Origin of the sequence: Delftia sp. UME58, from assembly GCF_014170385.1 — a bacterium.
GTDB lineage: Bacteria > Pseudomonadota > Gammaproteobacteria > Burkholderiales > Burkholderiaceae_C > Comamonas > Comamonas acidovorans.
The window spans coordinates 1-21,667 of sequence record NZ_LZZV01000014.1 but is presented as its reverse complement, the minus strand read 5'-3'; the positions used below and the strand labels follow the sequence as shown (position 1 = coordinate 21,667).

General features: G+C 67.7%; 20 protein-coding genes. 10 read left to right on the top strand and 10 right to left on the bottom strand.

Going from position 1 to position 21,667, the window contains the following annotated elements; all coding sequences use genetic code 11:
• The first annotated feature begins 16 nt into the window (after positions 1-16).
• From A9976_RS05640 to A9976_RS05615, 6 genes are read left to right on the top strand one after another with little or no spacing between them, the layout of a single operon-like run.
• The gene (locus A9976_RS05640) at positions 17-2,944 is read left to right on the top strand and encodes a DUF4132 domain-containing protein (RefSeq protein ID WP_183018192.1); all 2,928 of its coding nucleotides are present in this window, start codon (positions 17-19) and stop codon (positions 2,942-2,944) included.
• Entirely contained in the window at positions 2,944-4,068 is a 1,125-nt protein-coding gene (locus tag A9976_RS05635) for an AAA family ATPase (RefSeq protein WP_183018191.1), read from the top strand. Before A9976_RS05640 ends, A9976_RS05635 begins: the two co-directional genes overlap by 1 nt.
• Positions 4,058-6,460, top strand: coding sequence for a DUF5682 family protein (locus A9976_RS05630; RefSeq protein ID WP_183018190.1), 2,403 nt, complete (start codon positions 4,058-4,060; stop codon positions 6,458-6,460). Before A9976_RS05635 ends, A9976_RS05630 begins: the two co-directional genes overlap by 11 nt.
• Positions 6,461-6,492: 32 nt before the next feature.
• Positions 6,493-7,686, top strand: a complete 1,194-nt coding sequence (locus A9976_RS05625) for a VWA domain-containing protein (RefSeq protein ID WP_183018189.1) — start codon at positions 6,493-6,495, stop codon at positions 7,684-7,686.
• Positions 7,683-9,371 carry an SWIM zinc finger family protein gene (locus A9976_RS05620; RefSeq protein WP_183018188.1) on the top strand — a complete coding sequence of 563 codons (1,689 nt, stop codon included), beginning with the start codon at positions 7,683-7,685 and terminating at the stop codon, positions 9,369-9,371. Before A9976_RS05625 ends, A9976_RS05620 begins: the two co-directional genes overlap by 4 nt.
• Positions 9,368-9,682: a hypothetical protein gene (locus tag A9976_RS05615; protein WP_183018187.1), complete on the top strand. Its 315-nt coding sequence runs from the start codon at positions 9,368-9,370 to the stop codon at positions 9,680-9,682. The genes A9976_RS05620 and A9976_RS05615 overlap by 4 nt, the downstream gene beginning before the upstream one ends.
• Here A9976_RS05615 and A9976_RS05610 read toward each other — a convergent pair.
• Together A9976_RS05610 and A9976_RS05605 are read right to left on the bottom strand one after the other, a co-directional pair.
• The gene (locus tag A9976_RS05610; RefSeq protein ID WP_071956111.1) at positions 9,667-10,494 is read right to left on the bottom strand and encodes an oxaloacetate decarboxylase; all 828 of its coding nucleotides are present in this window, start codon (positions 10,492-10,494) and stop codon (positions 9,667-9,669) included. The two genes, A9976_RS05615 and A9976_RS05610, sit on opposite strands and share 16 nt — an antisense overlap.
• 20 nt (positions 10,495-10,514) lie before the next feature.
• Positions 10,515-11,672, bottom strand: coding sequence for a hypothetical protein (locus A9976_RS05605; RefSeq protein ID WP_183018186.1), 1,158 nt, complete (start codon positions 11,670-11,672; stop codon positions 10,515-10,517).
• Between the two features lie 100 nt (positions 11,673-11,772).
• Between A9976_RS05605 and A9976_RS05600 the strand changes: the two genes are divergently transcribed.
• On the top strand, positions 11,773-12,099 hold the full coding sequence (locus A9976_RS05600; RefSeq protein WP_225971107.1) for a hypothetical protein: 327 nt from the start codon (positions 11,773-11,775) through the stop codon (positions 12,097-12,099).
• Between the two features lie 188 nt (positions 12,100-12,287).
• On the opposite strand, the gene A9976_RS05595 is transcribed toward A9976_RS05600, so the two are convergent.
• Positions 12,288-13,046, bottom strand: coding sequence for a hypothetical protein (locus tag A9976_RS05595; RefSeq protein ID WP_183018185.1), 759 nt, complete (start codon positions 13,044-13,046; stop codon positions 12,288-12,290).
• 23 nt (positions 13,047-13,069) lie between these two features.
• The gene (locus A9976_RS05590) at positions 13,070-13,543 is read right to left on the bottom strand and encodes a hypothetical protein (RefSeq protein WP_183018184.1); all 474 of its coding nucleotides are present in this window, start codon (positions 13,541-13,543) and stop codon (positions 13,070-13,072) included.
• A gap of 181 nt (positions 13,544-13,724) precedes the next feature.
• On the opposite strand from A9976_RS05590, the gene A9976_RS05585 reads away from it, so the two are divergent.
• Complete coding sequence (locus tag A9976_RS05585; protein WP_183018183.1) at positions 13,725-14,054, top strand: hypothetical protein; 330 nt, start codon at positions 13,725-13,727, stop codon at positions 14,052-14,054.
• 121 nt (positions 14,055-14,175) lie between these two features.
• Here A9976_RS05585 and A9976_RS05580 read toward each other — a convergent pair whose 3' ends face one another.
• The 6 genes from A9976_RS05580 to A9976_RS05555 are packed head-to-tail and all read right to left on the bottom strand — an operon-like array spanning position 14,176 to position 18,819.
• Complete coding sequence (locus A9976_RS05580; protein ID WP_183018182.1) at positions 14,176-15,399, bottom strand: DUF1501 domain-containing protein; 1,224 nt, start codon at positions 15,397-15,399, stop codon at positions 14,176-14,178.
• A gap of 5 nt (positions 15,400-15,404) precedes the next feature.
• A complete protein-coding gene (locus A9976_RS05575) occupies positions 15,405-16,775 on the bottom strand; it encodes a DUF1800 family protein (RefSeq protein ID WP_183018181.1) in 1,371 nt (456 codons plus the stop codon).
• A gap of 48 nt (positions 16,776-16,823) precedes the next feature.
• Positions 16,824-17,381: a periplasmic heavy metal sensor gene (locus tag A9976_RS05570; protein ID WP_259649118.1), complete on the bottom strand. Its 558-nt coding sequence runs from the start codon at positions 17,379-17,381 to the stop codon at positions 16,824-16,826.
• Positions 17,382-17,383: 2 nt separating this feature from the next.
• Positions 17,384-17,911 carry a hypothetical protein gene (locus A9976_RS05565; RefSeq protein ID WP_183018179.1) on the bottom strand — a complete coding sequence of 176 codons (528 nt, stop codon included), beginning with the start codon at positions 17,909-17,911 and terminating at the stop codon, positions 17,384-17,386.
• Positions 17,908-18,522 carry an RNA polymerase sigma factor gene (locus A9976_RS05560; RefSeq protein ID WP_183018178.1) on the bottom strand — a complete coding sequence of 205 codons (615 nt, stop codon included), beginning with the start codon at positions 18,520-18,522 and terminating at the stop codon, positions 17,908-17,910. The genes A9976_RS05565 and A9976_RS05560 overlap by 4 nt, the downstream gene beginning before the upstream one ends.
• A 42-nt stretch (positions 18,523-18,564) precedes the next feature.
• On the bottom strand, positions 18,565-18,819 hold the full coding sequence (locus tag A9976_RS05555; protein ID WP_183018177.1) for a hypothetical protein: 255 nt from the start codon (positions 18,817-18,819) through the stop codon (positions 18,565-18,567).
• Between the two features lie 468 nt (positions 18,820-19,287).
• Between A9976_RS05555 and A9976_RS05550 the strand changes: the two genes are divergently transcribed.
• Positions 19,288-20,142 (top strand): hypothetical protein, encoded by an 855-nt coding sequence (locus tag A9976_RS05550; RefSeq protein WP_183018176.1) that lies wholly within the window; start codon positions 19,288-19,290, stop codon positions 20,140-20,142.
• A gap of 236 nt (positions 20,143-20,378) precedes the next feature.
• Positions 20,379-21,637, top strand: a protein-coding gene (locus A9976_RS05545; RefSeq protein ID WP_232245779.1) for an IS3 family transposase whose coding sequence is annotated in 2 segments (ribosomal slippage) — positions 20,379-20,709 and positions 20,709-21,637 — 1,260 coding nt in all. Because the reading frame shifts where the segments join, the coding sequence is not laid out codon by codon here.
• Positions 21,638-21,667 lie beyond the last annotated feature (30 nt).

The window sequence follows — 21,667 nt, the reverse complement described above, 5'->3', positions numbered from 1 at the left end:
CAGAACCCCTGAATCCATGAACTCTTCGACCCTAGAACACACCGACCAGGCCACGCTGGAGGAACTGAGCGCCTCGCTGCCACCCGCCGAACTGGTCCAGGTGCTGGCCAGCCGCATGCGCGCGGGCCGGCATGACGAAGTGGGCGCCTTCACGCGCAAGGCCTTCGACGACTATTCCAACCCCATCCGCGCCCTGGGCAACTTCGATCTGCCCTGGACCCATGACCATGAACTGTGGCTGGCCTTCGCGCGGCAGACCATCCCTTTCGGGCGCAGGATCGACGGCAGCCTGGACGGCGACATTCCGCGCCACAGCCCCGAGCTTGCGGCCGAGTTCGAGCAGATGGCGCGCGCCAGCCTGGCCCGTCCACCTGCGCCGGACGGCGACAACGACTACCGTGAAATCCGCATCCTGGACATGTTCGGCTGGCTCTGGTACCCGGGCATCAGCCGCGAACGGGTGATGCAGCTGCTGGACTGGGCCGCAGAGCTGAACGTCCAGTCCGGCGGCAGGTATGACAGAGCCGACTGGAAACTGCTGCTGGGCAGCCTGGACGACCAGGACCTGATGGAGCTGGCAGAGCGCGGCGGCGCGCTCTATGCCGACATCCGCGATGTCTACATGAAGCGGCACAGCGACGTTCCGCACCCGCAGCGCTGCGCGCCCTGGTACGACTTCTACCGCCGCCATCCCGACTGGTTCGACGACAAGCCCATCAACGAAGACCCGGGCCTGATCGCGCTGCGCTGGGACCTGGGCGCCGATGCCCAGCGGCGGCTGGAACTGGTCAACCTGCTGCTGGGCAGGGCGGACCGCGAGCCGGCTGATTACTTCATCCCCATTTTCGACCGCCTGGTGCGGGAGGATGCCGCGCCCTTCATCGCCTGGATCGAAGGGTGGCAGCCCAAGTACCACTTCGATGCGGTGGTCGCCCGGCAGATCTGGACGGCACGCTACCCGGAGCTTTTGCCCCATCTGCTGCGCTGCATATTGCAGAAATCGCGGATCGAGCCCTTCATCGGCCTGCTCAACCAGATGCTGACCGAGCAGCCCGACTATCTGCGCGAGATTCCTACCGTGCGCCTGGCCCCGCTGCTGGCGCAGCTGGACCCGGCCATGCTGCATGCCCGGCTGCCCCTGCTGGGCGAACTGCTGGCGGCCAGCAGCTCTCGGGCGCTGCGCGAGGCGGTGGCGCGCTTCATGCAAGGGCTGGATGCGCAGGCCGTAGGCGCTGCCTTCGAGTCCAACGCCTGGCTGCAGCGGCGCGAGAAGGCGATGCAGCTGGCCTGCCGCGACATCCTGCTGGCCCATCCCGATCCCGGGGTCGCACCGCTGCTGCAGGCGCTGCTGCGCACGGGCCTGGACCTGGGCTCCGAAAGCATGGTCGAGGGCCGGCTGCTGGCCCTGGGCGTCCCAGTGCCGGGCGCTCTGACCGTGGCGCAGGGTGAGGAGGGCTTGGTCCCGCTCGATGCGCTGGAGTCCCGCGTGGCGCGCTTCAAGCGCTTTTCCAGCAGCATCAAGGCCTATGACCAGCCCGAGACCCTGGCGCTGTTCGCGCCGCTGTCCGGGCATGCGGCACGCACCGTGCTGCACCTGGCGGCCACGGCCGAGGAAGAGCTGCCGCCGCTGGTGGAGCAGTTGCTGGCCCATGTGCCGGCCGAAAGCCGCGCCCAGCTGTCCCTGCACCTGGTCAATGCCTGGGTGGCCCTGGAGGGCGAGCCCAAGGCGCGCTGGGCGCTGCGCCTGGCCACCGGCCATGTCGATGACCGCCTGGTGCAGACCCTGGTGGCCGCCGTGAAGGCCTGGGGCTGGAGCAAGAAGCTGCGCGCCATCATCGCCGTGGAGCAGCTCGGTGCGCTGGACACGCTGTATGCGCTGTCCCAGGTCCAGACACTGTCCACCTCGCGCAAGCTCAAGGACCTGGTGATCGAGGCCACGCATGACGCGCTCAAGGCGGCCGCCCAGCGGCGCTGCCTGAGCCTGATCGAGCTGTATGACGAGCTGACGCCCGATTTCGGCCTGGGCGGCGAAGGCCTGGTGCTGGAGGTGGGCCCGCAGCGCTACCGCTTGCAGCTGCAGGGCGACCTGAGCCTGCGCGTGGTGGGCGACAAGGGCAAGGCCTCCAAGACCCTGCCTGCGCTCAAGGACGAATCGCTGCTCCTGCAGTGGAATGCGGCCCAGGCCGAATTCAAGACCGTTGCCGCTGGCGTCAAGGCCATCGCCAGGCAGCAGGTGCCGCGCCTGGGTACCGCCTTCATGACGGGCCAGCGCTGGTCCGTCCCGCGCTGGCGCAGATTGTTCCTGCAGCATCCCCTGCTGCGCATCGTGGGCCGCAGCCTGATCTGGCGGCTGGAGCAGGGCGCCAGCTTTCGCATTGCCGAGGACTTTTCCCTGCTCGACGCCGCCGACGATGCCGTGGAGCTGCCCGACGATGCGCAGGTGCTGCTCTGGCATCCGGTCGATGCCGCAGCGGGCGAGCTTGAGGCCTGGCGCACCTGCCTGGCCGACTACGAGCTGCAGCCGCTGATCGACCAGCTGAACGCAGGCGCACAACTGCCCGACGCCGGGCAGTGGAAGAACCATGCCCTGCACCCCGCCGGCCCGCTGCAGATACGCCAGGGCGCTCTGTCCGGCCTGCTGGCCAAGTGGAACTACCGCCCCGGCCCCGTGGGGGACGGCCCCGGCATCTACGAGCACAAGCTGGACCTGGCAGGCCCGCAGCTGTACATCGAACTCCACCACGGGCGCTACCTGCCGTTCATGGACCTGGACAACCGCGTGGACATCACCCATGCCGTGGTCTATGACAGCAGCCATCGCGGCGAGGATGGCCGCTGGCCCCGGCTGCAGCCGCAGCAGTGGCCGCGCGCACTGCAGGCCACGCTGATGGCGCAGTTCGCGGCCATAGCCGCCAAATCGGCCAGCACCAAAGAGAGCGACTGATGGCCACCAAACGCATTGCAGCGGCCACCCCGGAGCCTGCCGCCCAGCGGCTGCCGGCCGAGATGGCCCACGCCCGGGAACTCGCGGCCCTGCAGGCCGCCGACCAGGGCCCGCGCCCCGACGGCTGGCGCCTGAGCCCGCGCTCCGTGCGCCGCTTCATCCTGGGCGGCCCGGCCCCGGATGGCGGTAGCCCGGACATCGCCCGCAAGATCCACGGCAACGATGCCCTGGTCGAGCGCGCCATCGTCACCCTGGCCGGCCAGCGCGGCCTGATGCTGGTGGGCGAGCCGGGCACGGCCAAGTCCCTGCTGTCCGAGCTGCTGGCCGCCGCCATCAGCGGCGACAGCAAGCTCACCGTGCAGGGCGGTGCCGGCGTGGTGGAGGAGCAGATCCGCTATGGCTGGAACTACGCCCTGCTGCTGCGCGACGGCCCCGGCCCCGAAGCCCTGGTGCCCGGCCCGCTGCACCGCGCCATGGGGGAAGGGCGGCTGCTGCGTTTCGAGGAAATCACGCGCTGCTCCACCGAAGTGCAGGACTGCATGGTGCCCGTGCTCTCCGAGCGGCTGCTGCAGATTCCCGAACTCAAGCACGAGCAGCCCTGGCTGCTGGCACGGCCGGGCTTCAATGTGATTGCCACGGCCAACCTGCGCGATCGCGGCGTCAACGAGATGTCGGCCGCACTCAAGCGCCGCTTCAACTTCGAGACCATGCGCCCGCTCGAAGGCGTGGCCGCGCAGGCCGCGCTGATAGGGCAGGAGGTGGGCCGCGCACTGGCGCAGCAGCGCATCGGCACCACCGTGGCGCCCGATGTGCTGGCCCTGCTGGCCACGGCCTTCCAGGAGCTGCGCAGCGGCAGCGTGGAGGGCACGGCCGTGGAGCGGCCGGGCACCGTGCTGTCCACGGCCGAGGCCATCGACGTGGCCTTCAACGCCGCCTGCCAGTGCTGGTACTTCGGGCAGGAGCAGGTGGGACCGGCCCACCTGGCGCGCCACCTGCTGGGCACGGTGATCAAGGACGACGACGAGGACCGGCGCCGTTTCGCCGAATACCTGCGCGTGGTGGCACGCCAGCGCGCAGGGCAGCCGCAGTGGCAGGACTTTGTCGCAGGCGGCCGTGAGCACTGACGCTGCCGCCTGGCTGGCGCCGCTGCCGCAGCTGCGCCTGGTGCCCGTGCGCCACCACAGCCCGCGCTGCGCCCACCACCTGCGCGCGCTGATGCGCGAGTTCAAGCCCACCCACGTGCTGATCGAAGGCCCGGGCGAGCTCGATGCCCTGCTGCCCGCGCTGCAGCACGCCCAGGCACGTCCCCCGCTGGCCGCCTACCTGCATGCGGCCATGGCCGGGCCCAACGCGGCCGAGCAAGACTGGCGCTGCCGTTGCTACGTGCCCTTTGCCGCCTTCTCGCCCGAATGGGTGGCCCTGCGCGAGGCGGCGCGGCTGCGCAGCGCCGTGCGCTTCATCGACCTGCCCTATGCCGACAGGCTGGCGCAGGCCGCGCAGCTGGACTACTTCGCCTGCGCGCCCGAACCCCTGCTGGCCGACGAGCCCGCGCGGCGCGCGCCCGACGTGCTGGCCGGCCTCATCCAGGCCAGCGGCTGCCGCGACTTCGATGAATGGTGGGACCGGCATTACGAATCTGGCAACGAGGACGCCTCGCCCCAGGCGTACTTTGCCGGCGTGCTGGCCTTCAGCCAGCTGTTGCGCGAGCGCGAGCAGGGCGCGGGCGGCAGCGGCATGGATGCCGAGGACGTGGCCCGTGAGGCCCATATGGCCGCCCAGGTCAGCGCGGCCCTGGCCGAAGGCGGGCGCTGCCTGGTGGTCTGCGGCGGCTTCCATGTGCCCGGCATCGTTGCCGGCCTCTCGGCCCCCGCCCGGCCTGCGGACGCCAGGCCCGCCATCGATGTGGGCGTGCACCTCATTGCCTACACGCTGCAGCGGCTGGAGCGCGCCAGCGGCTACGCGGCCGGCATGCCCATGCCCGGCTACTACCAGGACGTTTGGCAGGCGCTGGAGCGGGGCGCTTCGCAACCCGATGCCCAGGCCTGGCCCGAGATGGCGGCGCGCACCGTGAACGGCCTGCGCGCCCGGGGCATGCCCGCCAGCCTGCCTGACGCGGCAGAGGCCGTGCGCCTGGCCCATGGCCTGGCCGCCTTGCGCGCCTGCCGCGGCGGCCGGGCCGAGCTGTTGGAGGCGCTGGACAGCGCCGTGTTCAAGGAGCATGCCCAGGCCCTGCGACCGCAGCCTATGGTGCAGCAGACCGGGCAGCAGACTGGTCAATGGCTGCTGGACGCCGACGACTACGGCCAGTTGCCGCCCAACGCGCCGGCCGCCCCGCTGCTGGTCGATGTGCAGGCCTTCTGCCTGCGCCACCGCCTGCCCGTGCGGCCTGCCGCACCCGTGCGCAAGGAGCTGGACATCTACCGCAGCGCGCGCCACCGCCGGCTGTCGCAGGGGCTGCACCGCCTGTGCTACCTGGGCGTGCCCTATGCGCAGCGCCTGGCCGGGCCGGACTTCGTGGCGGGCACGGGCCTGGCGCGTGTGCGCGAGGTCTGGACGCTGGGCTGGCAGGTCGAGACCACGGTCGCCCTGACCGAGGCCATGTGCCATGGCTCCAGCCTGGAGGAAGCCGCGGTGCACCTGGTACGCGAGCGCCTGGCGCAGACGGCCCACGCGGAGCCCGCGCAGCGCGTGCTGGAGGTGCTGGTCATGGGGCTGGACGGTATCGCCCAACAGGTGCTGGACACCGTGCAGGCCTGGATGGAGCGCAGCCACGACGCGCTGGCCCTGGCCCGCGCCACGGGCTGCCTGGCCCTGGCCTACGAGGCCCGCCATGCGCTGGGCGGCGTGGGTCTGGCGCGCCTGCTGCCGCTGCTGCGGCGCTGCTTTGCCCAGGCCTGCCTGCGCCTGCCCTGGCTGGGCGAGGGCGATGCATCCCAGCAGGCACAGGCCCTGGATGCCCTGGCCGATCTGCACGGCATGGTCTGCCGCCACGCGCCCTGGGCCGACGCCGGCCTGTTCCACGATGCCTGTAGCGCCTTGCATGAGGCAGGAATCGATACCACGCCCGCGCGCGTGCGCGGCGCCACGGCCGGCATTCTGAGCATGGCCGGCCGCTGGCAGATTGCGCAGACCGATGCCGCCCTGCGCGCCATGCTGGGCCTGGCGCAGGTCGATGGCGCCGCCATGGGCGAATACCTGCAGGGCTTTGTGCGCGTGGCCAAGGGCTGGCTGCTCAGCCATCCGCCGCTGCTGCGCCTGCTCAGCGACGGCATTGCGCACTGGCCGGAAGACGCCTTCCTGGCCGGCCTGCCCGCCTTGCGGCTGGCCTTTGCCCAGTTGACCCGTGCCGAACTGCGGCAGCTGGCCGGGCGGCTGGCGGGTCTGTCGGGCGCGGCCACGCCACCTGGCGCAACCACGCTGGGCCAGGTGCACCTGCCATCGGACGAGGCCCTGGCGCACAGCCGCGCCTTGGCGGCCCAGGTGGGCCGGCTGCTGCAACCCTGGGGACTGTCATGAGCCGGGAAGATCCGCCAATGCACGAGCCGCCAATGCAGGAACAGGCAATCGATGCCGCCACCCTGCGGCGCTGGCGCCTCATCCTCGGGCCCGAGGCCGCCCAGCCCCTGGCTGCCGCGCAGCCGCTCGATGACGCCGATGCGCGCCGCGACGCGGCACTGGACTATCTCTACCAGCGCGAGCACCGCCTGCGTGAGCAGCCCGACGGTGCAGGCACCGACGCCTGGCAGGGCACAGGCGGGCTGTCCGCGCGCCAGGGCGGCAGCGGCGTGCCCGAGCCCCAGGCCGTGCACTGGCTGGGCGAGGTGCGCGATCTGTTCCCGCGCAGCGCCGTGGAAACGCTGCAGCGCGATGCGCTGTCGCGCTATGGGCTCCATGGCCTGCTCAGTGATCCCCAGGTCCTGGCCGAGGCCGCGCCCAGCATCGAACTGGTGGCCGCCTTGATGGCGGTGCGCGCCAGCCTGCCCCCCGAGGTGCTGGTCGAGGCCCGCCGGCTGGTGGCGCGCGTGGTGGCCGATCTGCAGGCGCGGCTGTCCTCGCGCGTGCACTCGGCCCTGGGGCGGCGGCGCAGGCGCCGCAGTAGCCGGGGCCAGGGGCAGATGAGCGATCTGGACTGGCCGCGCACCCTGCGCCACAACCTGCGCCATTACCAGAGCGAGGAGCAGGTGCTGGTGCTGGAGCGCCTGTTCTTCAGGGAGAACCAAGCACAGCGCCTGACCTGGGACCTGTGGCTGGTGGTGGACCAGAGCGGGTCCATGCATGAATCCGTCATCCACAGCGCCGTCATGGGCAGCATCTTTGCGCGGGTGCGCGCCCTGCGCACCCATGTGCTGCTGTTCTCCGATGCGGTGGCCGATGTCACCGGCCAGCTGCATGCGCCCGAAGAGCTGCTGCTGGGCGCGCAACTGGGCGGGGGCACCAACATCGGCGCGGCACTGGCGCATGTGGCCGGGCAGCTTGCCGCGCCGCGCCGCAGCGTGATCGTGCTGATCACCGACCTGTACGAAGGCCATGACGAGGCCCGCATCATCGCCGAGACAGAGCGGCTGATCGCCAGTGGCGCCCGCGTGCTGGTGCTGGCCGCGCTGGACCGCCGCGCCCACCCCGACTATGACCGCGACCTGGCCGCGCAGCTGGTGGCGCGCGGCGCTCAGGTTGCCGCCATGACGCCCGACCATCTGGTGGATTGGCTGGCCGGGGCCATGCAGGGAGGGCGATCCTCATGATGCAGGAATGGCTGCGCACCCTGGACGATGACGCCATTGCCGACTGGGCCAACAAGGGCCTGCTCAAGCGCGGGGCCAAGGCCCTGGCGGCGGTGGATGCAGGGCAGTGGGAACTGGCGGCCAACCAGGCCCGCGCCGGCATCGAAGGCCATGTCCAGACCCTGGCCGGCGCGGGCTTTGCCACGCTGCAATGCAGCTGTCCCGCCTTTGGCCCCTGCCACCATCTGTGCGCCTTGCTGCTGGGCCTGCGGGCGCGGCTGGCCCACGAGACCCCGGCCGATGGCATGGCCCAGGCGCCCGCTGCCCCGTGGCTCGACGGCGATGCCGGCGCCGTGGCCCAGGCCTTTGGCATGGGCGCCCAGCGCAAGGCCCTGCGCTGGATGGCCCAGGGCTTCGAGGCGGTGCTGGAAGAGGCCCCGGCCACGCTGATCGGCGAACTGTCCAACCCCGACGAAGTCACCGTGCGCCTGCCGCGCGCCGGTGGCCTGGCGGCGGCCAGTTGCAGCTGCAAGGCAGCGGCCTGCGCCCACCGTGCCCTGGTGGCATTGCAGGCCCGGCGCCTGGCGGGCGCACCCGTGCCGCAGCTGCCGGCGCATGCGCTGGAAGCTGGCGCACTGCAGCGGCTGGCCCAGGCGCGCCAATGGCTGACCGGCTGGGTGCTGCAGGGTCGTGCAGGCATGAGCCCGGCCTTCCTCGACCAGGGCGAGGCACTGGCCACCGAACTGCGCCAGGCCGACCTGCCGCGCCCTGCCAGCGTGCTCAACCTGCTGGTACGCGCCTTGCGCGACGAGCGCGCAGGGCGTGCCGGTGCAGCCGAACGCGTGGCGCCCTTGCTGGCCGCGCTGTGGATGCTGCTGCGCGGCCTGGCGCAACAGCCCATGCCACGGCCCCTGAGCGAACTGGCGGGCGTGCACAGGCGCAGCTACCGGCGCGTGCAAGGCCTTTGCCTGCACGCCGTGGCGGCCGAGCTATGGCATGCGCGCGGCGGGCAGCGCGGGTTTTCCGTGCATTTGCAGGACGCGGCCAGCGGTCGGTATCTGACCTGGTCCGTATCGCGCGCCGAAGGCTTCGATCCGGAGTGGGAACCGGCCGGGGCGCTGGACTCGGAAACCCTGGGCGGCCTCACTGCAAGGCAGTTGCTGCAAGGTCCCCATGTGCTGCTGGACGGCTGGGCCAGCGACGATGGCCGCCTGTCGGCGCGCGACGCCACGCGGCTGGCGCCGGCCCAGGCGACCGGCCCGCTGCCGACCCAGGCGACCGGCCCGCTGCCGGGGGCCGACGATCCCCAGGCCCTGCTGCAGCGCCATCTGCAGGATCTGCATGCCGATCCCTGGCGTCAGCAGCCGCCCCTTTGGGCACGGCTGCAGGTGGCCGGCAGCGGCCTGGCGCAGCGTGACGAGCTGCTGCAGCGCTGGACGATTGCGTTGCAGTCGCCGGCGCCCGGGCCTTCCCTGTCCCTGGTGGGCGATCTGCACGGCATGCAGGGCAGGGCGGGTGAGGCATTGCACAGGGAACTGGCGCGCGGCCGCGTGCTGCGGGAAGTCTTTGGCCGCGTGGAGATCGCGGCAGGGCAGTTGCAGATTGCCGTGGCTTCCGTGCGCTGGCAGGACAGCGCGCACTGGCACCATCCCAGCACGGCCTGGCCGGCGCCGCTTGCCGAAGTCGGTGTGGAGAAGGCTCCATGAGCAATTCAAGCAAAGCAAGCAACGAGAGCACCACCGCGCCGCTGCGCCATTGGCTGGCACAAGGCCAGGCCTGGCTGGCCGACATGCAGGCCGCAGGCCTGGCCGGGGCGGGCATGCCGCTGCTGGCCGCCGGCCGGGCCTGGGCCGACGAGGGCGCGCTGCTGGGCTGGGGCGCCCTGGCAAGGCAGATGGATGGCGTGCTGGACCCGCAGCTGCCGCCGGCGGAGCGCGCGTCCGCCCTGCTCGATATCGCAGTCTGGGTCATGACCGCGCAGCGGCTGCAGGCCGGTGCGGATCAGTCCTTGCCCTGAAAAAAGCCATTGAGTTCGGCGCCCGGCGTGGCCTGGGCGAACGCGTCGAAGCGCCCTGTCTCGGCAATGGAGCGCGCCGCATGCAGAAAACCGCCCCAGGCCGCGCGCGCCAGTGCGCCGCCCACGCTGATGCGGCGCACGCCCATGGCCTCGGCATCCTGCAGGCTCCATTCGCTGGCCCCTCCGATCAGCAGATTCACCGGCTTGGGTGCCACGGCCGCCACCACGGCGCGGATCTGCTCGGCGCTGCGGATGCCGGGTGCGTACAGGCAGTCCGCGCCGGCCTCGGCATAGGCCTTGAGCCGGGCAATGGTGTCGTCCAGATCGGGCCGGCCCACGAAGAAATTCTCTGCACGCCCGACCAGCAAGGTGCCGCCACCGGCCTCGTCGATGGCGGCACGGGCGGCGCGCAGCCGGGCCACGGCTTCCTCGATGCTGCGCAAGGGGTTGGCTGCATCGCCCGTCGAGTCTTCGATGGACAGGCCCGCCACGCCGGTGTCCACGGCCATGCGCACGCTTTCGGCAACCTCCTGCGGACCCAGGCCGAAGCCGCTTTCAAAGTCCGCATTCACGGGCAGATCGGTGGCCGCGACCAGGCTGCGCAGATGCTCCAGCGTCATCTCGCGGGAGATGGCGCCATCGGGCTGGCCCAGCGACCAGGCATGGCCCGAGCTGGTGCTGGCCAGCGCCTTGAAGCCCAGGCCCTGCAGCATGCGGGCGCTGCCCGCATCCCAGGGATTGGGCAGCACAAAGCAGCCCTGGCGGTGCAGGGCGTGGAAGGTGGCGCGCTTTTGTTCGGTGGTGGGGGTCATGGGGGCACTCCGTTGCGGGGTCAGGGCGCTGGTGGAAACAGCAGGGGCCGGGCCGCCAGGGACGGCAGCACGCAAGCCACATCATGGGCGCAGTCCGGCACCACGACGAAGCGGCGTGGCCGCTGCGGCGCCAGCAGCTCGCGCTCGTAGGCCGCGAAGGCGTGGCCTCGCTGCAGCCGGAACGGGCCTTGCAGCATGGCGGCACAGGACTTGTCGAGGATGGGATAGAACGCGCCCTTGTCCGCGCTGCTGTCCAGGGCGCCTTCCAGGTAGTCGATCTGCGCGGCCGCATAGCGGGCCCGCGCGGCAGCCGCATCGCGCCCCAGGTGGCCGGGCAGGTCCTGCAGGCCGTACTTCCAGCGGTCATGGCCCGGGCAGGCGCTGGCTGCGGGCGGCGCATGGAAGACAAAGCTGCACGCCCCCGGAAACGCCGCGCCTGTGCCGCAGGCTGCCCAGTCGGTACTCTGCCCGGCCATCTGCGGCTGTGGCCGCACGGGATCGAAATACAGCCAGGTGCCCGGGTCGGCGATCACGTAGCGCAAGGTCACGGAGCCCGGCGCATCGGCAGCAAAGGCCACGCTGTGCTGCAGCATCTGCGCTCCTGCCGAAAACCCCGCCAGGGTCACGCTGCGCAGGCCGGGCCAGCGCTGCACGAGCTCGGCCACCAGCGCATCCAGCGCGGCGAAAGAACCTATCGGATGCGGCCCCAGCGAGGGCTCGCCGGCCAGCCAGCCTGCGCAGGTCCATGCCGCGTCTGCGCTCCCGGCTGCGGGCACGCCACGGCTGTGGCAATGCGCAGCCTGGTCCTCGGGCACCTGGTACAGCGGGGCGATGACCAGGGTGTCCTGCAGCCGCTGCGCGCCTTCGGCGGCCCGCAGGCCGGCCTCGAAGCTGCGGTTGGCATCGCGCGGATGCCCGTGCATCACCACCAGCGCGGACCGGGGCATGGCGCCGTTGCTGGCCCCCGGCGCCTGCGATGCGTAGTAGCGCATGCGCCCCGCGTCGCCCGGCAGGTTGAAGGATTGCAGGCAGGCGGTGTCGGCCCGGTGCCTGCAAACGGAGGCATCGGCGGATGCAGCGGCGGTGACAGGTTCGGGAGCTGGCGCTTGCGCCAGCGCCTCGACCGATATCGCCAGAAACAGCAACAGCAGGGAGCGCAGAGGACGGATGGACGGCATGTGCGGGACGTCATTCGCAGGGGTGGGTCGGCCTGCTAGTATGCGGGCGGCCGCAAGCCATGGCCTGGCTTGTTTCTCAAGACCCACTCCCTTGTCGCATATGCCACTTCTGCCGCGTTTCAGCCTTGTCCTTGCCTGTCTCGCACTGCCGGCCTTCGTTCACGCCGCAGACTTCGACAAGAAAAACTGCACCTACAAAGGCATCCGCCTCTACGGCAAGGTCCAGATAGTGCACTCCTTTCCCGACATCAAGGTCCAGGCCACCAGCTCTTTCCCGGACCTCAAGGTCAAGGTGGTGGACTCCTTTGCAGACAGTTGCGGGGAGTGGAAGATCGTCACCTCCTTCCCCGACTTCAAGGTCCAGATGGTCAGCTCCTTCCCGGACCTGAAAGTCGACATGGGCAGCTCGTCGCCCGGCGTGCGATAGCACCCTGTTGCCGCTCCCCCCCGGGCGCGTCCCCTGTCAAGCGATTGCCGCACCGTGAACCCATCCAGTTGACCGCACCGCCGTCGATGCCTTGCTGAACGCATCGGGCGATTTGAACTCCTGCTGACCCGGGCCAAAGTCGCTTTCAGAATCCGCAGTCGCGCAAGGATCTTTGGCCGCAGCCAGGGTCAGTGCCTGTTCAACTGCGGGAACAGCCGGTGGGCGAGCGCCCAGTTCACCGGCGGCGTTCCGCGGCCTGCAGACAAAGGCCAGACAGGATCGGCTCGATGCGACATGCCTGAGAACGCATCCTCTTGCATCTTGATGCGTTGCAGGAAGCCGTGGAAATGGAATGCGCCCGTGTACTCGGGGATGGACGCGTTGGTGACGACACCCAGCTGCGCCAGAATTCTCAGACACCACAGCCGGGATGCATTGTTGCTTCCTCTCAATATCTTGGCTTGCGAAATTTGCTTGAGCAACTCGGTCGTTGACGTCGCGGGATCAATGGAGTCAATGGTCGTGAGCAGCAATCTGAGCACTTGCACATGGGCCGGCTGATATTCGAGGCGGATATTCGTCACATCTTCAAGATCGATCAGATGGCTGTGACTGGGCTCTGTGGCGCAACGGCCGGCGTTGGCGAAATCGCTGATCTGATCGTTGCGGCTGATCTTGTCGGTGTGCAGGATTCCGCAGACGGCGCAGGGTACCTCCGTCTCCTGTGCGTAGTAGCGGTTGTGAGCGGCATAGTCGAATCGCTCCCAGTCATGGGCAGGAAGCTGGGAGGCCGAGTAATACGCCATGAGGGGTGTCATTGCACGGCGTACCCCCGTTGCGAGGCTGGCAATGAACAATTCGGTCACTCGGTCACGCAGGGTGTTTTGCGTCACCAGCTCGCGAAGCCTTTTGACGCTTGCGTCATGTCGGAAAATTTCTGTGTCCATGGTCTCCATTCCTGTCACTGGCACTATGCCCGGATGGGCGCATGCAGCCTAACTTTGAAGCCTTCCGCGATGCTGTAGCGAGGAATGCCGTGCCCCTCATACCGCCGCATCAGACCAAGAAAGCGGTGCTTGAGCTGCATGGCCGCGCTGAACTCCTCCCAGCCGATCAGCGCACAGGGTGAGTCGCCGTAGGTACTGCAGATGCGCACCTGGCGCTGGTCCGGCTCCATCTGCGCCCAGCCGTCCTCACGCAGGCTGACGGCGCGCACCTGAGGATTGCGCAGGTCCAGAAGCGCGGCGAGATAGGGCAGGTCCAGGTCGTTGAGCCAGTGGTAGTTGAAGAAGTGGTGCATCACGTCCAGTGCATCGGGCGAGCCCCTGGCTTCGAGATCCATGTGCATGCGTGCGATGCCATTGCAGACGCTCATGCCCCGCACGCGCACGGCGCTCAGCTGGATGTCTTCGGTGGTGTTCTCGCAAGAGAGGGTGTGCTGCATGCTGCCTGGTGAGGTGGGACGGATACGGTGCTTGCCAATGTAGCGTGCACGGCCCCGGATGGACGATGGACTTGCTTGATCCGCGACGGATTGGCCTTGGCCGTGCGTTGAAGTGATGTGGCAAGCCGACATCGGCCTTCTGCAAGCAACGTCCGTCCACATCCTTTCAAGGAGAAACACCATGTCCCTGCGCAAAGCCTTCATGCTCGTCATTGCCACTGCTTCGTTGGCCGGCCTCGGCAGCGCCGCGTCCGCCGCAACCTGGGAGCATACCCATCCGCGCCGCGCCGAGGTCAACGGCCGCCTGGCCAACCAGGACCGCCGCATCCACAACGAAGTGCGCAAGGGCGAGATCAGCCATGGCCAGGCGGCTGCGCTGCACCAGCAGGACCACAAGATCCGCCAGGAAGAACGCCTCATGGCCAGCCAGAACGGCGGTCATATCACGCGCAGCGAGCAGCATGTGCTGAACCAGCAGGAGAACCAGGTCAGCCGTGAGATCGGCCACTGAGCAGGCACTGAGCGGCCACTGCGCGGCCACCGGTCAGATCTCGCCAGATCTTGCGCACATGACACAAGGGCCGGCCGCCCTGAGGCGCCGGCCCTTTTTCATGTTGGCGCGCGGCCCGCGTTCAGGCTCTCAGCAATGGCGGCAGCGACCGCGCCGGGGCACCGCCTGGCAGGGCATGGCCTTGGGGGAACAGGTTGCGCGCCAGCCGCTGCGGGTCGATGCCGAAGCACTCGCCGGCTGCCGAGGCAATCAGCGCATCGACGCTGGTGGTCGGCTTCAGGTCCCGGTTCTCCAATAGCTGGCCGGTCTGCAGGCCAGGCCAGTCGGCCAGCACGCGGCCGCCCTGAACCGCGCCGCCCATCAGCATGGCGACGGCGCCTGTTCCGTGGTCGGTGCCACCGGTGCCGTTGGCCGCAGCCGTGCGGCCGAACTCGGTGGCCACCAGCACCACGGTCTGCGACCAGGCATCGCCGAGGCCGTCATGCAGCGCCGCAATCAGTGCATCGAGGTTCTTGAGCTGGGCTGCCAGCCGGTTGTTTTGTGCACTGTGCGTGTCCCAGCCGCCGGTTTCGATCATGGCGATGCGCGGCCCGTCCTGGCGGGCAAGAAAGCCGGCTGCCAGCTTGCCCAGGCTGGCGCCATCCAGGCGCGGCCGGTTGTTGCCACCGTCCATGGCCACGCCGCGCGTGTCCATGGCGGAAGTCCAGAGAGCATGCAGCTGCGCATCTCCCTCGTAGAGCCTGGCCACGCGCAGCAGCAGGTCGTCACTGGCCTGGGGCAGGGAGGAAGGCGCGTAGGAGGCCACTTCCGCCGGCCCGCGCAGCGCCATGGGCACGGTGGGCGCGAAGGCAATGGCCTCTTCCCGGTGCGGCAACTGGGCGACCAGGCGGTTGAGCCAGCCGTCCTTGACCTGGTAGGGCGCGCTGCCTCCGGTTTCCAGTACGTTCTGGCCGTCGAAATGAGAGCGGTCACTGTAGGGCGATGCGACCGCGTGCACGAACAGCGCCTGGCCCTGGGCGTAGAGCCTGCCGGTCTCGGCCAATGAGGGATGCAGCGCGAACATGCCGTCCAGCCGCGTGGCCGCGGCCGTGTCCACGGCGATGGCGCCGCGCAGCCGGGCGTAGCCGGGGTCGGCATAGGGAATCAGGGTCTCCAGCCCGTCGGCCGCGCCGCGCTGGATGATGAACACGAAGCGGCGCTCGGTGGCTGCACGCGCCAGCGCCAGGTGGGGTGCGGCCAGTGCCAGCCCGGTGCCTGCGGCCAGCAGGCCAAGGAGATGTCGGCGATTGCGCCTGGCCATCGTGCTGGTCGCGATCTTCGTGGCGGTCGTATGGATCGTGGTCATGGTGTTCACCTGCGCAGGAAGTCGGGCGAGACCAGCAGCAGCGCGAGTGCGCCGCTGCCGCTTTCGGAGCGGGCAATGGCCTCGGCCGTGCCCGCGCCCAGTGCATCGCCGGGCAGCAATCGGGGTGCCAGCGCGCGCGCATCGACGCTGTTGCCGGCCTGGGCTGCGAGCCGCTGCGCCAGCTCGACACGGCGCACCAGCGCATCGGGCGCAGCCCAGCTGGCGGCGATGTCGTCGTAGCCGGCCGGCGAGCCGGGGCGCCACACCGGCTGGCCGAGCTGGTTGAGCAGGCCGGCGGCCTGGGCACCCTTCAATTCGCGCCGGCCCAGTGCGCGCATTGAGGAGACGGCCCATTCCCAGGGGGTCTTGAACTTCGTGGCTGGCGCGGCCCAGGGTTCTGGCGAATCGATCAGCGCGCGGTAGACGGCTGGCAGGTCCCCGCCGCTGCGCTGGTAGGCGGCCGCAAGGCGCTGCACCAGCGCGGGCGGCGGATCGTCGGCGACGAAGTGCCGTGCCAGCTTGGTCGCGACATGGAGCGCGGTAGCGGGGGAGGCCGCCAGGTCGCGCAGGATGGCCAGCGCCTGCTCCTGCCCGCCTGCGGCATAGCTGCGGCCCAGCAGGCGGCGCGGACCGGGCTCGTGCAATGCCGGGCGGTACTGGAAGCCGGCGCCGGCGGCCGGGCTGCCTGCATCATTGCCCAGGCTCCAGCCGGTGAGCGCGCGGGCGAATTCGGTCACGTCCTGCTGGATGTAGCCGCTGCGCACGCCCAGGGTGTGCAGCTCCATGATTTCCCGCGCCAGGTTTTCGTTCAGGCCGCGTGCCTTGTCCGGGTTGCGCCGGGCAGCGCGCTGTGCGGCGGGGCTGGCGGGGCCCACCGACTGGGCCTGGTCCAGATAGACCAGCATGGCCGGGTGGCGCACGGCGGCAAGCAACAGGTCCTCGAAGCGGCCCAGCACGTGCGGGCGTATGGCCTCGGCCTCGTAGGCGCCGGCCAGGTCGAGCACCACGGGCTTTTCCACCGAGACAGCGAAGTGGTTCGACCAGAAATGCACCAGGCGTTCCACAAACGGCGCGGGTGTGTCGATGGCGCTGGACAGGCGCGCGTTCACTGCGTCCAGGTAGCCGTTGCGTGCGCCACGGCGCAACTGCTGGCGGGCGGCGGCGCGCTCGCCTTCAGGCAGGGAGCGCAGCTCGCGCTGCCGGGACTGGTAGTCGGACAGCAGCGCGTCCGTGTCCGTGTGACCGGCCCAGGCAGGGGGCTGTGGCTGGTAGCGCGCGAACTGCTCCAGCAGCCAGCGCCGAGGGTCGGCGGGCAGCGCTTCGTCAGGGCGGGCGCCCAGGCCGAAGCGGTTCAGGGCGATGGCGGCAGAATTCATGGCTTCACCTCGAAAAATCGCGGGCGGGGCAGGCGTGTCCTGTGCTCCTCAGCGCTTGGCCGGGGATGCGGGCACATGGAAGGGGCCTTGCTGCGCTGCCAGTCCCTGCACCAGTGTCTGTCGCTCGGCCAGCGTGAGCTGGGCCGCGAAGTCGACCACGTGCGCCTCCACGCGCTCGCGCACCGCCGTGTCGGCGGCCCGGGTGCGTGCCAATGCAGCCTCGACGGCAGCGCGATCGAACTGAGGCGCAGCCAGCAGTCGAACCACTTCGGCGCGGCCTTCGCGGCTGCCTTGGGTCAGCGCAGCAGCCTCGCGCCGCACTTCACGCAGTCCTGTGCGGAAGGCCTGGCGCCGCTCCGGCGGCAGGCCGTCTGCGGCAAAGCGCAGTCCGCGCGCAGTGGCCGAGGGGGGGCCTGCCTGTGCTCCGGTGGGCGTTCCTGTCTGCGTGGACGTGGCTACCGACCTGGCCTCGGCCTGGTGTGTCCACCAGCGCCAGGTGCCACCGGCAATGCCGCCCACCAGAAACAGATTCAGCAGGGCAGAGGCCCACAGCCAGCGGCGCAGGTGCGTCGTGCGGGGGGCATCGCCGATGGGGGATTCGTTCATCGTCATTCCTCGCTTCCTTCCACCAAGGCGCCGCCCGTGTCGAAGGCGGTACCTGGCCACCAGCCGCCCTCGGACTGTGCCGGCCGCGCCGTGGGCAAGGCCGTGCCTATCAGCAAGGCCACGGCCACGGCACCTGCGGCCACACCGGCCAGGCCCGCACCGGCGATGCTGGCGCCGGACCACCAGCCATGCCAGGGCTTGCGACCGCTGGCGCGCACCGGCCGTGCGGGCGCAGTACCACGGGGCTGCGGCCATGCATGCGGCGATGGTTGGCCTGGCGCAGTCGCCATGCCTGGGCGAGCTTGCAAACCGGCCAGCACCGCGCTTGCCAGCGCTGCGCTGGGGGGAGCGACGGCATGGCTGTCGAGCAGCCTGTCGAGTTCATTCGCACGGGCGAGCAAGGACCGGGCCGCAGGCGCAAAGGCCGGCTGTTCCATCAGCGCGCGTGCCGCAGCCTGCTCTTGTGCGGGCCAGTGCCGCAGGTCGGCGCCCCAGGCGTCGGCCAATTGTTCAAAGCGTTCTGGCGTCATGGCGGTGATCCTCCAGGGTCTGCGGGTGCGGCGATTGCGCTTGTGCTCGTGCTTGCGTCCTGCAGGCGGGCGCGCAAGCTGCGCCGCGCGCGGGCCAGCAGGCTTTCCAGGGCGTCCACGGAGACGCCCATGAGTGCTGCCGCCTCGGCCTGGGGCAGCGCCTGGTAGTAGTGCAGCACCAGCGCCTCGCGCTGGCGCGGCGGCAGTGCATCCAGGGCGACAGCGACCCGGGCGCTGTGCTGCGCGTGGTCCAGCTGCTGCTCCGGTGTGGGGCCGGGGTCGGCGAAGGTGGCGGCTTCGGCGTGCTCGTCCAGCGCTTCTTCGCGCCGCACCGCGCGCCGGCGGAGCCGGTCGCGGCACAGGTTGAGCACCACCTCATGCAGCCAGGTGTCGAAGCGGGCCTGGCCCGGCCGCCAGTGGCCAACCTGCTGCCAGGCGCGCACCAGGCCTTCCTGCGCCACCTCTTCGGCCTCGGCCCGGCTGCCCAGCAGGCGCTGGGCCAGACCGAGCATGCGTGGCAGCTTGCGCGCCACCAGTTCGCGGGCGGCCTGCGGCTCACCGCGGGCCAGTCTCGCCAGCAGGTCGGCATCCGGGTCATCGATTTCAGCCAAAGGGCATCGGTGTAGTGGCGGGGTCAGCCGGTGTCGTGCGGCTCAACGCCAGCCGCGATGCCAGCCGTAGACCGGATGGTGCCAGCCCCAGCCGTAGCGCGGGTGGTACTGCCACACGAAGCCGACGCTGGGCATCGGATAGGCTGGCGCCACGTAGGCGACGCCCGGCGGCACCACATAGGGGCCGGGCGCAACAGGCGCTACCACGCAGCCGGCCAGTGCGGCCAGGCTGCCGGCGGCAAGCGCCAGCGCAAGCGGACGCAAAGCGCGGCGAACAGTCAAACGGGATGAGGACATGAAAGACTCCTGCATCGGCCACATCAGGCGGCCTTATTGCGTTCAACGCGCGGGCAGCGCAGATCCGTCGCGGGGGAGCAAAAATGTCGCGGAGAAACAGCGGGGGAGGGCTCGGCGGGAAAGAGGTCGGGCCCGCGCGGAAGGCGGTCCGTGGGATATCAGTGGCGGATGTACATCCGGGACTGATGGAATTCGCTCCAGGAAATCTGGAGCGGGCGAAGGGAAGAAATCCCAAAACACCCGTAACCCATTGATTTCAAAAGAATATTTAACGAAAACTTGATGGGTTTTGTTAACAAAGTGGTGACACTTACGACAAGCTTTAAATTATACCACAAAAAATGTGGCAATGTTTGAAACGAATATTTCCAAGGTCGTTTATTCGGGCTTACCGAATGAATGACCTCTCGAAGAGTAATATTAAATTACGTTTATTTACTATAGCGAGCTCTTAAAAATATTGATTATATGCCATATATTACAAAAAACACCTTATATAAAATTGTTTCAGAAATAGATTTAAAAAAAGAACCCAGTCCAACTAAGTCGAGATTAGAAGGTAAAAATCTAACTCTACTTAGCAAAAGAGAGCTTCAACGACTTGCTTTAATTACTGAAATTCTTGGCTCAGAATATATCCCGGTTGATAGATTTTTTCTAAAATTAAAGAGACCAGAAGATAGTTATAGCCACATTCACCCTGAAAGAGTCCCTTCATATCATTCGGATAGAATGTGTTCTGCACTCACACGAGAATATGAGAATTATGAGATTCCAGTCGAGGTTAGAGAGCAAGGGGCAGCGTCAGTCAAGAAGTTTAGAAAATTTTTTCATGAAAACATTCAATTATTTCAAGAAAATAGAACCGATTTTTACGTTAAAGCGAAACAAGAGTTTCATTTAAAGAAAGTGCTAACAAACCGCGACATGGTAGAAATCAAAACGCCAAACAGCGGTAGAGGTGCTATTCAAGATTTCAATATTTCGCATTTGGAGCATGATTTAGACGAAGAGATAGCAAAGGCTGAAGTCTATAAAAACACAAGTAACATACATCGTCTGACAATAAATATGTATGGAAATCTATTCAACCCAGAGATTAATGATGAAGAACAAAAAAACATTTTAATCAAATGGAGTAGTTTGAAAAAAGAAATAAAAAGAAAATACATTACCTTTAGCATGATAAAAAATAACCCAGATATAAATCTGGATGGGAATTTTTTGGATGCCTTGGGTTTAAATCGCTGCTCATATTGCCACAACGATAAGGTTGATTTAGATTTCTCCTCAATTTTACATGAAGAGCAGAAATCTTTTTAGATGTCTGAATCAATGGAATACTTGGGGTTGTTTGTGAAGGTGCAGGGGTGCGATGTATGACCCCCAGAGCCTGAACCATGCGAAGGTGGTCAGCCTCGTCTGTTGCCTCGTAGATACCGTTTTTGATATCAATACGGTACTTCTGGAGCTTTGCCTCTGGTTCCAGTGAGATAGCCCCCTGATTCCCCGACCCCGTCCTATCGCTTATCTTTGAAGATAGGAACAGGACTGTGCATATGACTAGGCATACGGAGTCAATAGAGGTAGTCGTGAAGGACCAGCGCCGCAGGCGCTGGTCCCTCGCAGAGAAGGCGGCGCTGGTGCGCCGAACCTACGAACCAGGCATGAGCGTGTCATTGGTCGCTCGGCAGGAAGGCGTTTCGGCTGGACTGCTGTTCCAGTGGCGCAAGCTCGAACGGCAAGGTGCTTTGACCGCCGTCTCCGCTGGCGAGGCCGTCGTGCCCGCAGCCGAACTGGCGGCTGCCCGCGCGGAAATCGCCAAGCTGCAGCGCGTGCTCGGCAAGAAAACCTTGGAGAATGAAATCCTCAAGGAAGCTGTGGAGTACGCCGCAGAAAGAAAGTGGATTGCGCGCTCGCCCTTGTTGCCCGGGGAAGACCAGTGAAAACGGTCTGCCGGGCGATGGGGCTGGCGCGCTCGCATGTGCGCGACCTGCTTGGGCGCGGTGAAGGCTGGGCCGATGGCCGCAGCCATCGCACACCCAGCGACGACGCCGGGTTGCTCGCCGAACTGCGCCAGCAAATTGCCGACTTGCCCAGCTATGGCTACCGACGTGCCTGTGCCTTGGTGAACCGCCAGCGTGCGGCACGGGGCACCCCGAGGGTCAATGCCAAACGCGTCTATCGCGTCATGGCACAAGCCGCTCTGCTGCTGCCCAAGGCGCCTCGCCGGCGCCAGTCCGCACGCACGCATGAGGGCCGTGTTGCGGTCTCGCGCAGCGACCTTCGATGGTGCTCCGATGGTCTGGAAATCAAGTGCGATTCGGGTCAAACCGTGACGGCCGCCTTCGCCAAGGACTGCTGCGACCGTGAGGTGCTGGCCTGGCGTGCATGGGAGGGCAAGGGGCTGCCAGGCGAGCTGGTTCGCGAGATGCTCGTCGAGGCCGTCGAACGCCGATTCGGCTCGGTCGAAGCGGTCCCGCAGGGACAGGAGTTGGAGTTCCTCAGTGACAACGGCGGTGCCTACATCGCCGCCGAAACGAGGGCGCTGGCGCGCGCTCTGGGCCTGAAGCCCATCAACACGCCCGTCTGCAGCCCGCAGAGCAACGGCATGGCCGAGAGCTTCGTCAACACCTTCAAGCGCGACTATGTGGCGCGCATGGACCTGAGTGACGCGCAGACGGTACTGGCACAACTGCCAGCAGCCTTCGAGCACTTCAACGAGGTGCATCCGCATTCTTCGCTGAAAATGCGTTCACCTCGGGAGTTCAGGCGGCAACAGGCTGCAGAGGCTGACCAAGTGCTTTATTGCGAATAGGGTGGGGTCGGGAATACGGGGGCAACATCA

Bases quoted from the DNA above. Each gene is read 5' to 3' on its own strand.
- A9976_RS05640 (WP_183018192.1), top strand. From the start codon at position 17: ATGAACTCTTCGACCCTAGAACACACCGACCAGGCCACGCTGGAGGAA.
- A9976_RS05635 (WP_183018191.1), top strand. From the start codon at position 2,944: ATGGCCACCAAACGCATTGCAGCGGCCACCCCGGAGCCTGCCGCCCAG.
- A9976_RS05625 (WP_183018189.1), top strand. From the start codon at position 6,493: ATGCAGGAACAGGCAATCGATGCCGCCACCCTGCGGCGCTGGCGCCTC.
- A9976_RS05620 (WP_183018188.1), top strand. From the start codon at position 7,683: ATGATGCAGGAATGGCTGCGCACCCTGGACGATGACGCCATTGCCGAC.
- A9976_RS05615 (WP_183018187.1), top strand. From the start codon at position 9,368: ATGAGCAATTCAAGCAAAGCAAGCAACGAGAGCACCACCGCGCCGCTG.
- A9976_RS05610 (WP_071956111.1), bottom strand. From the start codon at position 10,494: ATGACCCCCACCACCGAACAAAAGCGCGCCACCTTCCACGCCCTGCAC.
- A9976_RS05605 (WP_183018186.1), bottom strand. From the start codon at position 11,672: ATGCCGTCCATCCGTCCTCTGCGCTCCCTGCTGTTGCTGTTTCTGGCG.
- A9976_RS05600 (WP_225971107.1), top strand. From the start codon at position 11,773: ATGCCACTTCTGCCGCGTTTCAGCCTTGTCCTTGCCTGTCTCGCACTG.
- A9976_RS05595 (WP_183018185.1), bottom strand. From the start codon at position 13,046: ATGGACACAGAAATTTTCCGACATGACGCAAGCGTCAAAAGGCTTCGC.
- A9976_RS05590 (WP_183018184.1), bottom strand. From the start codon at position 13,543: ATGCAGCACACCCTCTCTTGCGAGAACACCACCGAAGACATCCAGCTG.
- A9976_RS05585 (WP_183018183.1), top strand. From the start codon at position 13,725: ATGTCCCTGCGCAAAGCCTTCATGCTCGTCATTGCCACTGCTTCGTTG.
- A9976_RS05580 (WP_183018182.1), bottom strand. From the start codon at position 15,399: ATGACCACGATCCATACGACCGCCACGAAGATCGCGACCAGCACGATG.
- A9976_RS05575 (WP_183018181.1), bottom strand. From the start codon at position 16,775: ATGAATTCTGCCGCCATCGCCCTGAACCGCTTCGGCCTGGGCGCCCGC.
- A9976_RS05570 (WP_259649118.1), bottom strand. From the start codon at position 17,381: ATGAACGAATCCCCCATCGGCGATGCCCCCCGCACGACGCACCTGCGC.
- A9976_RS05565 (WP_183018179.1), bottom strand. From the start codon at position 17,911: ATGACGCCAGAACGCTTTGAACAATTGGCCGACGCCTGGGGCGCCGAC.
- A9976_RS05555 (WP_183018177.1), bottom strand. From the start codon at position 18,819: ATGTCCTCATCCCGTTTGACTGTTCGCCGCGCTTTGCGTCCGCTTGCG.
- A9976_RS05550 (WP_183018176.1), top strand. From the start codon at position 19,288: ATGCCATATATTACAAAAAACACCTTATATAAAATTGTTTCAGAAATA.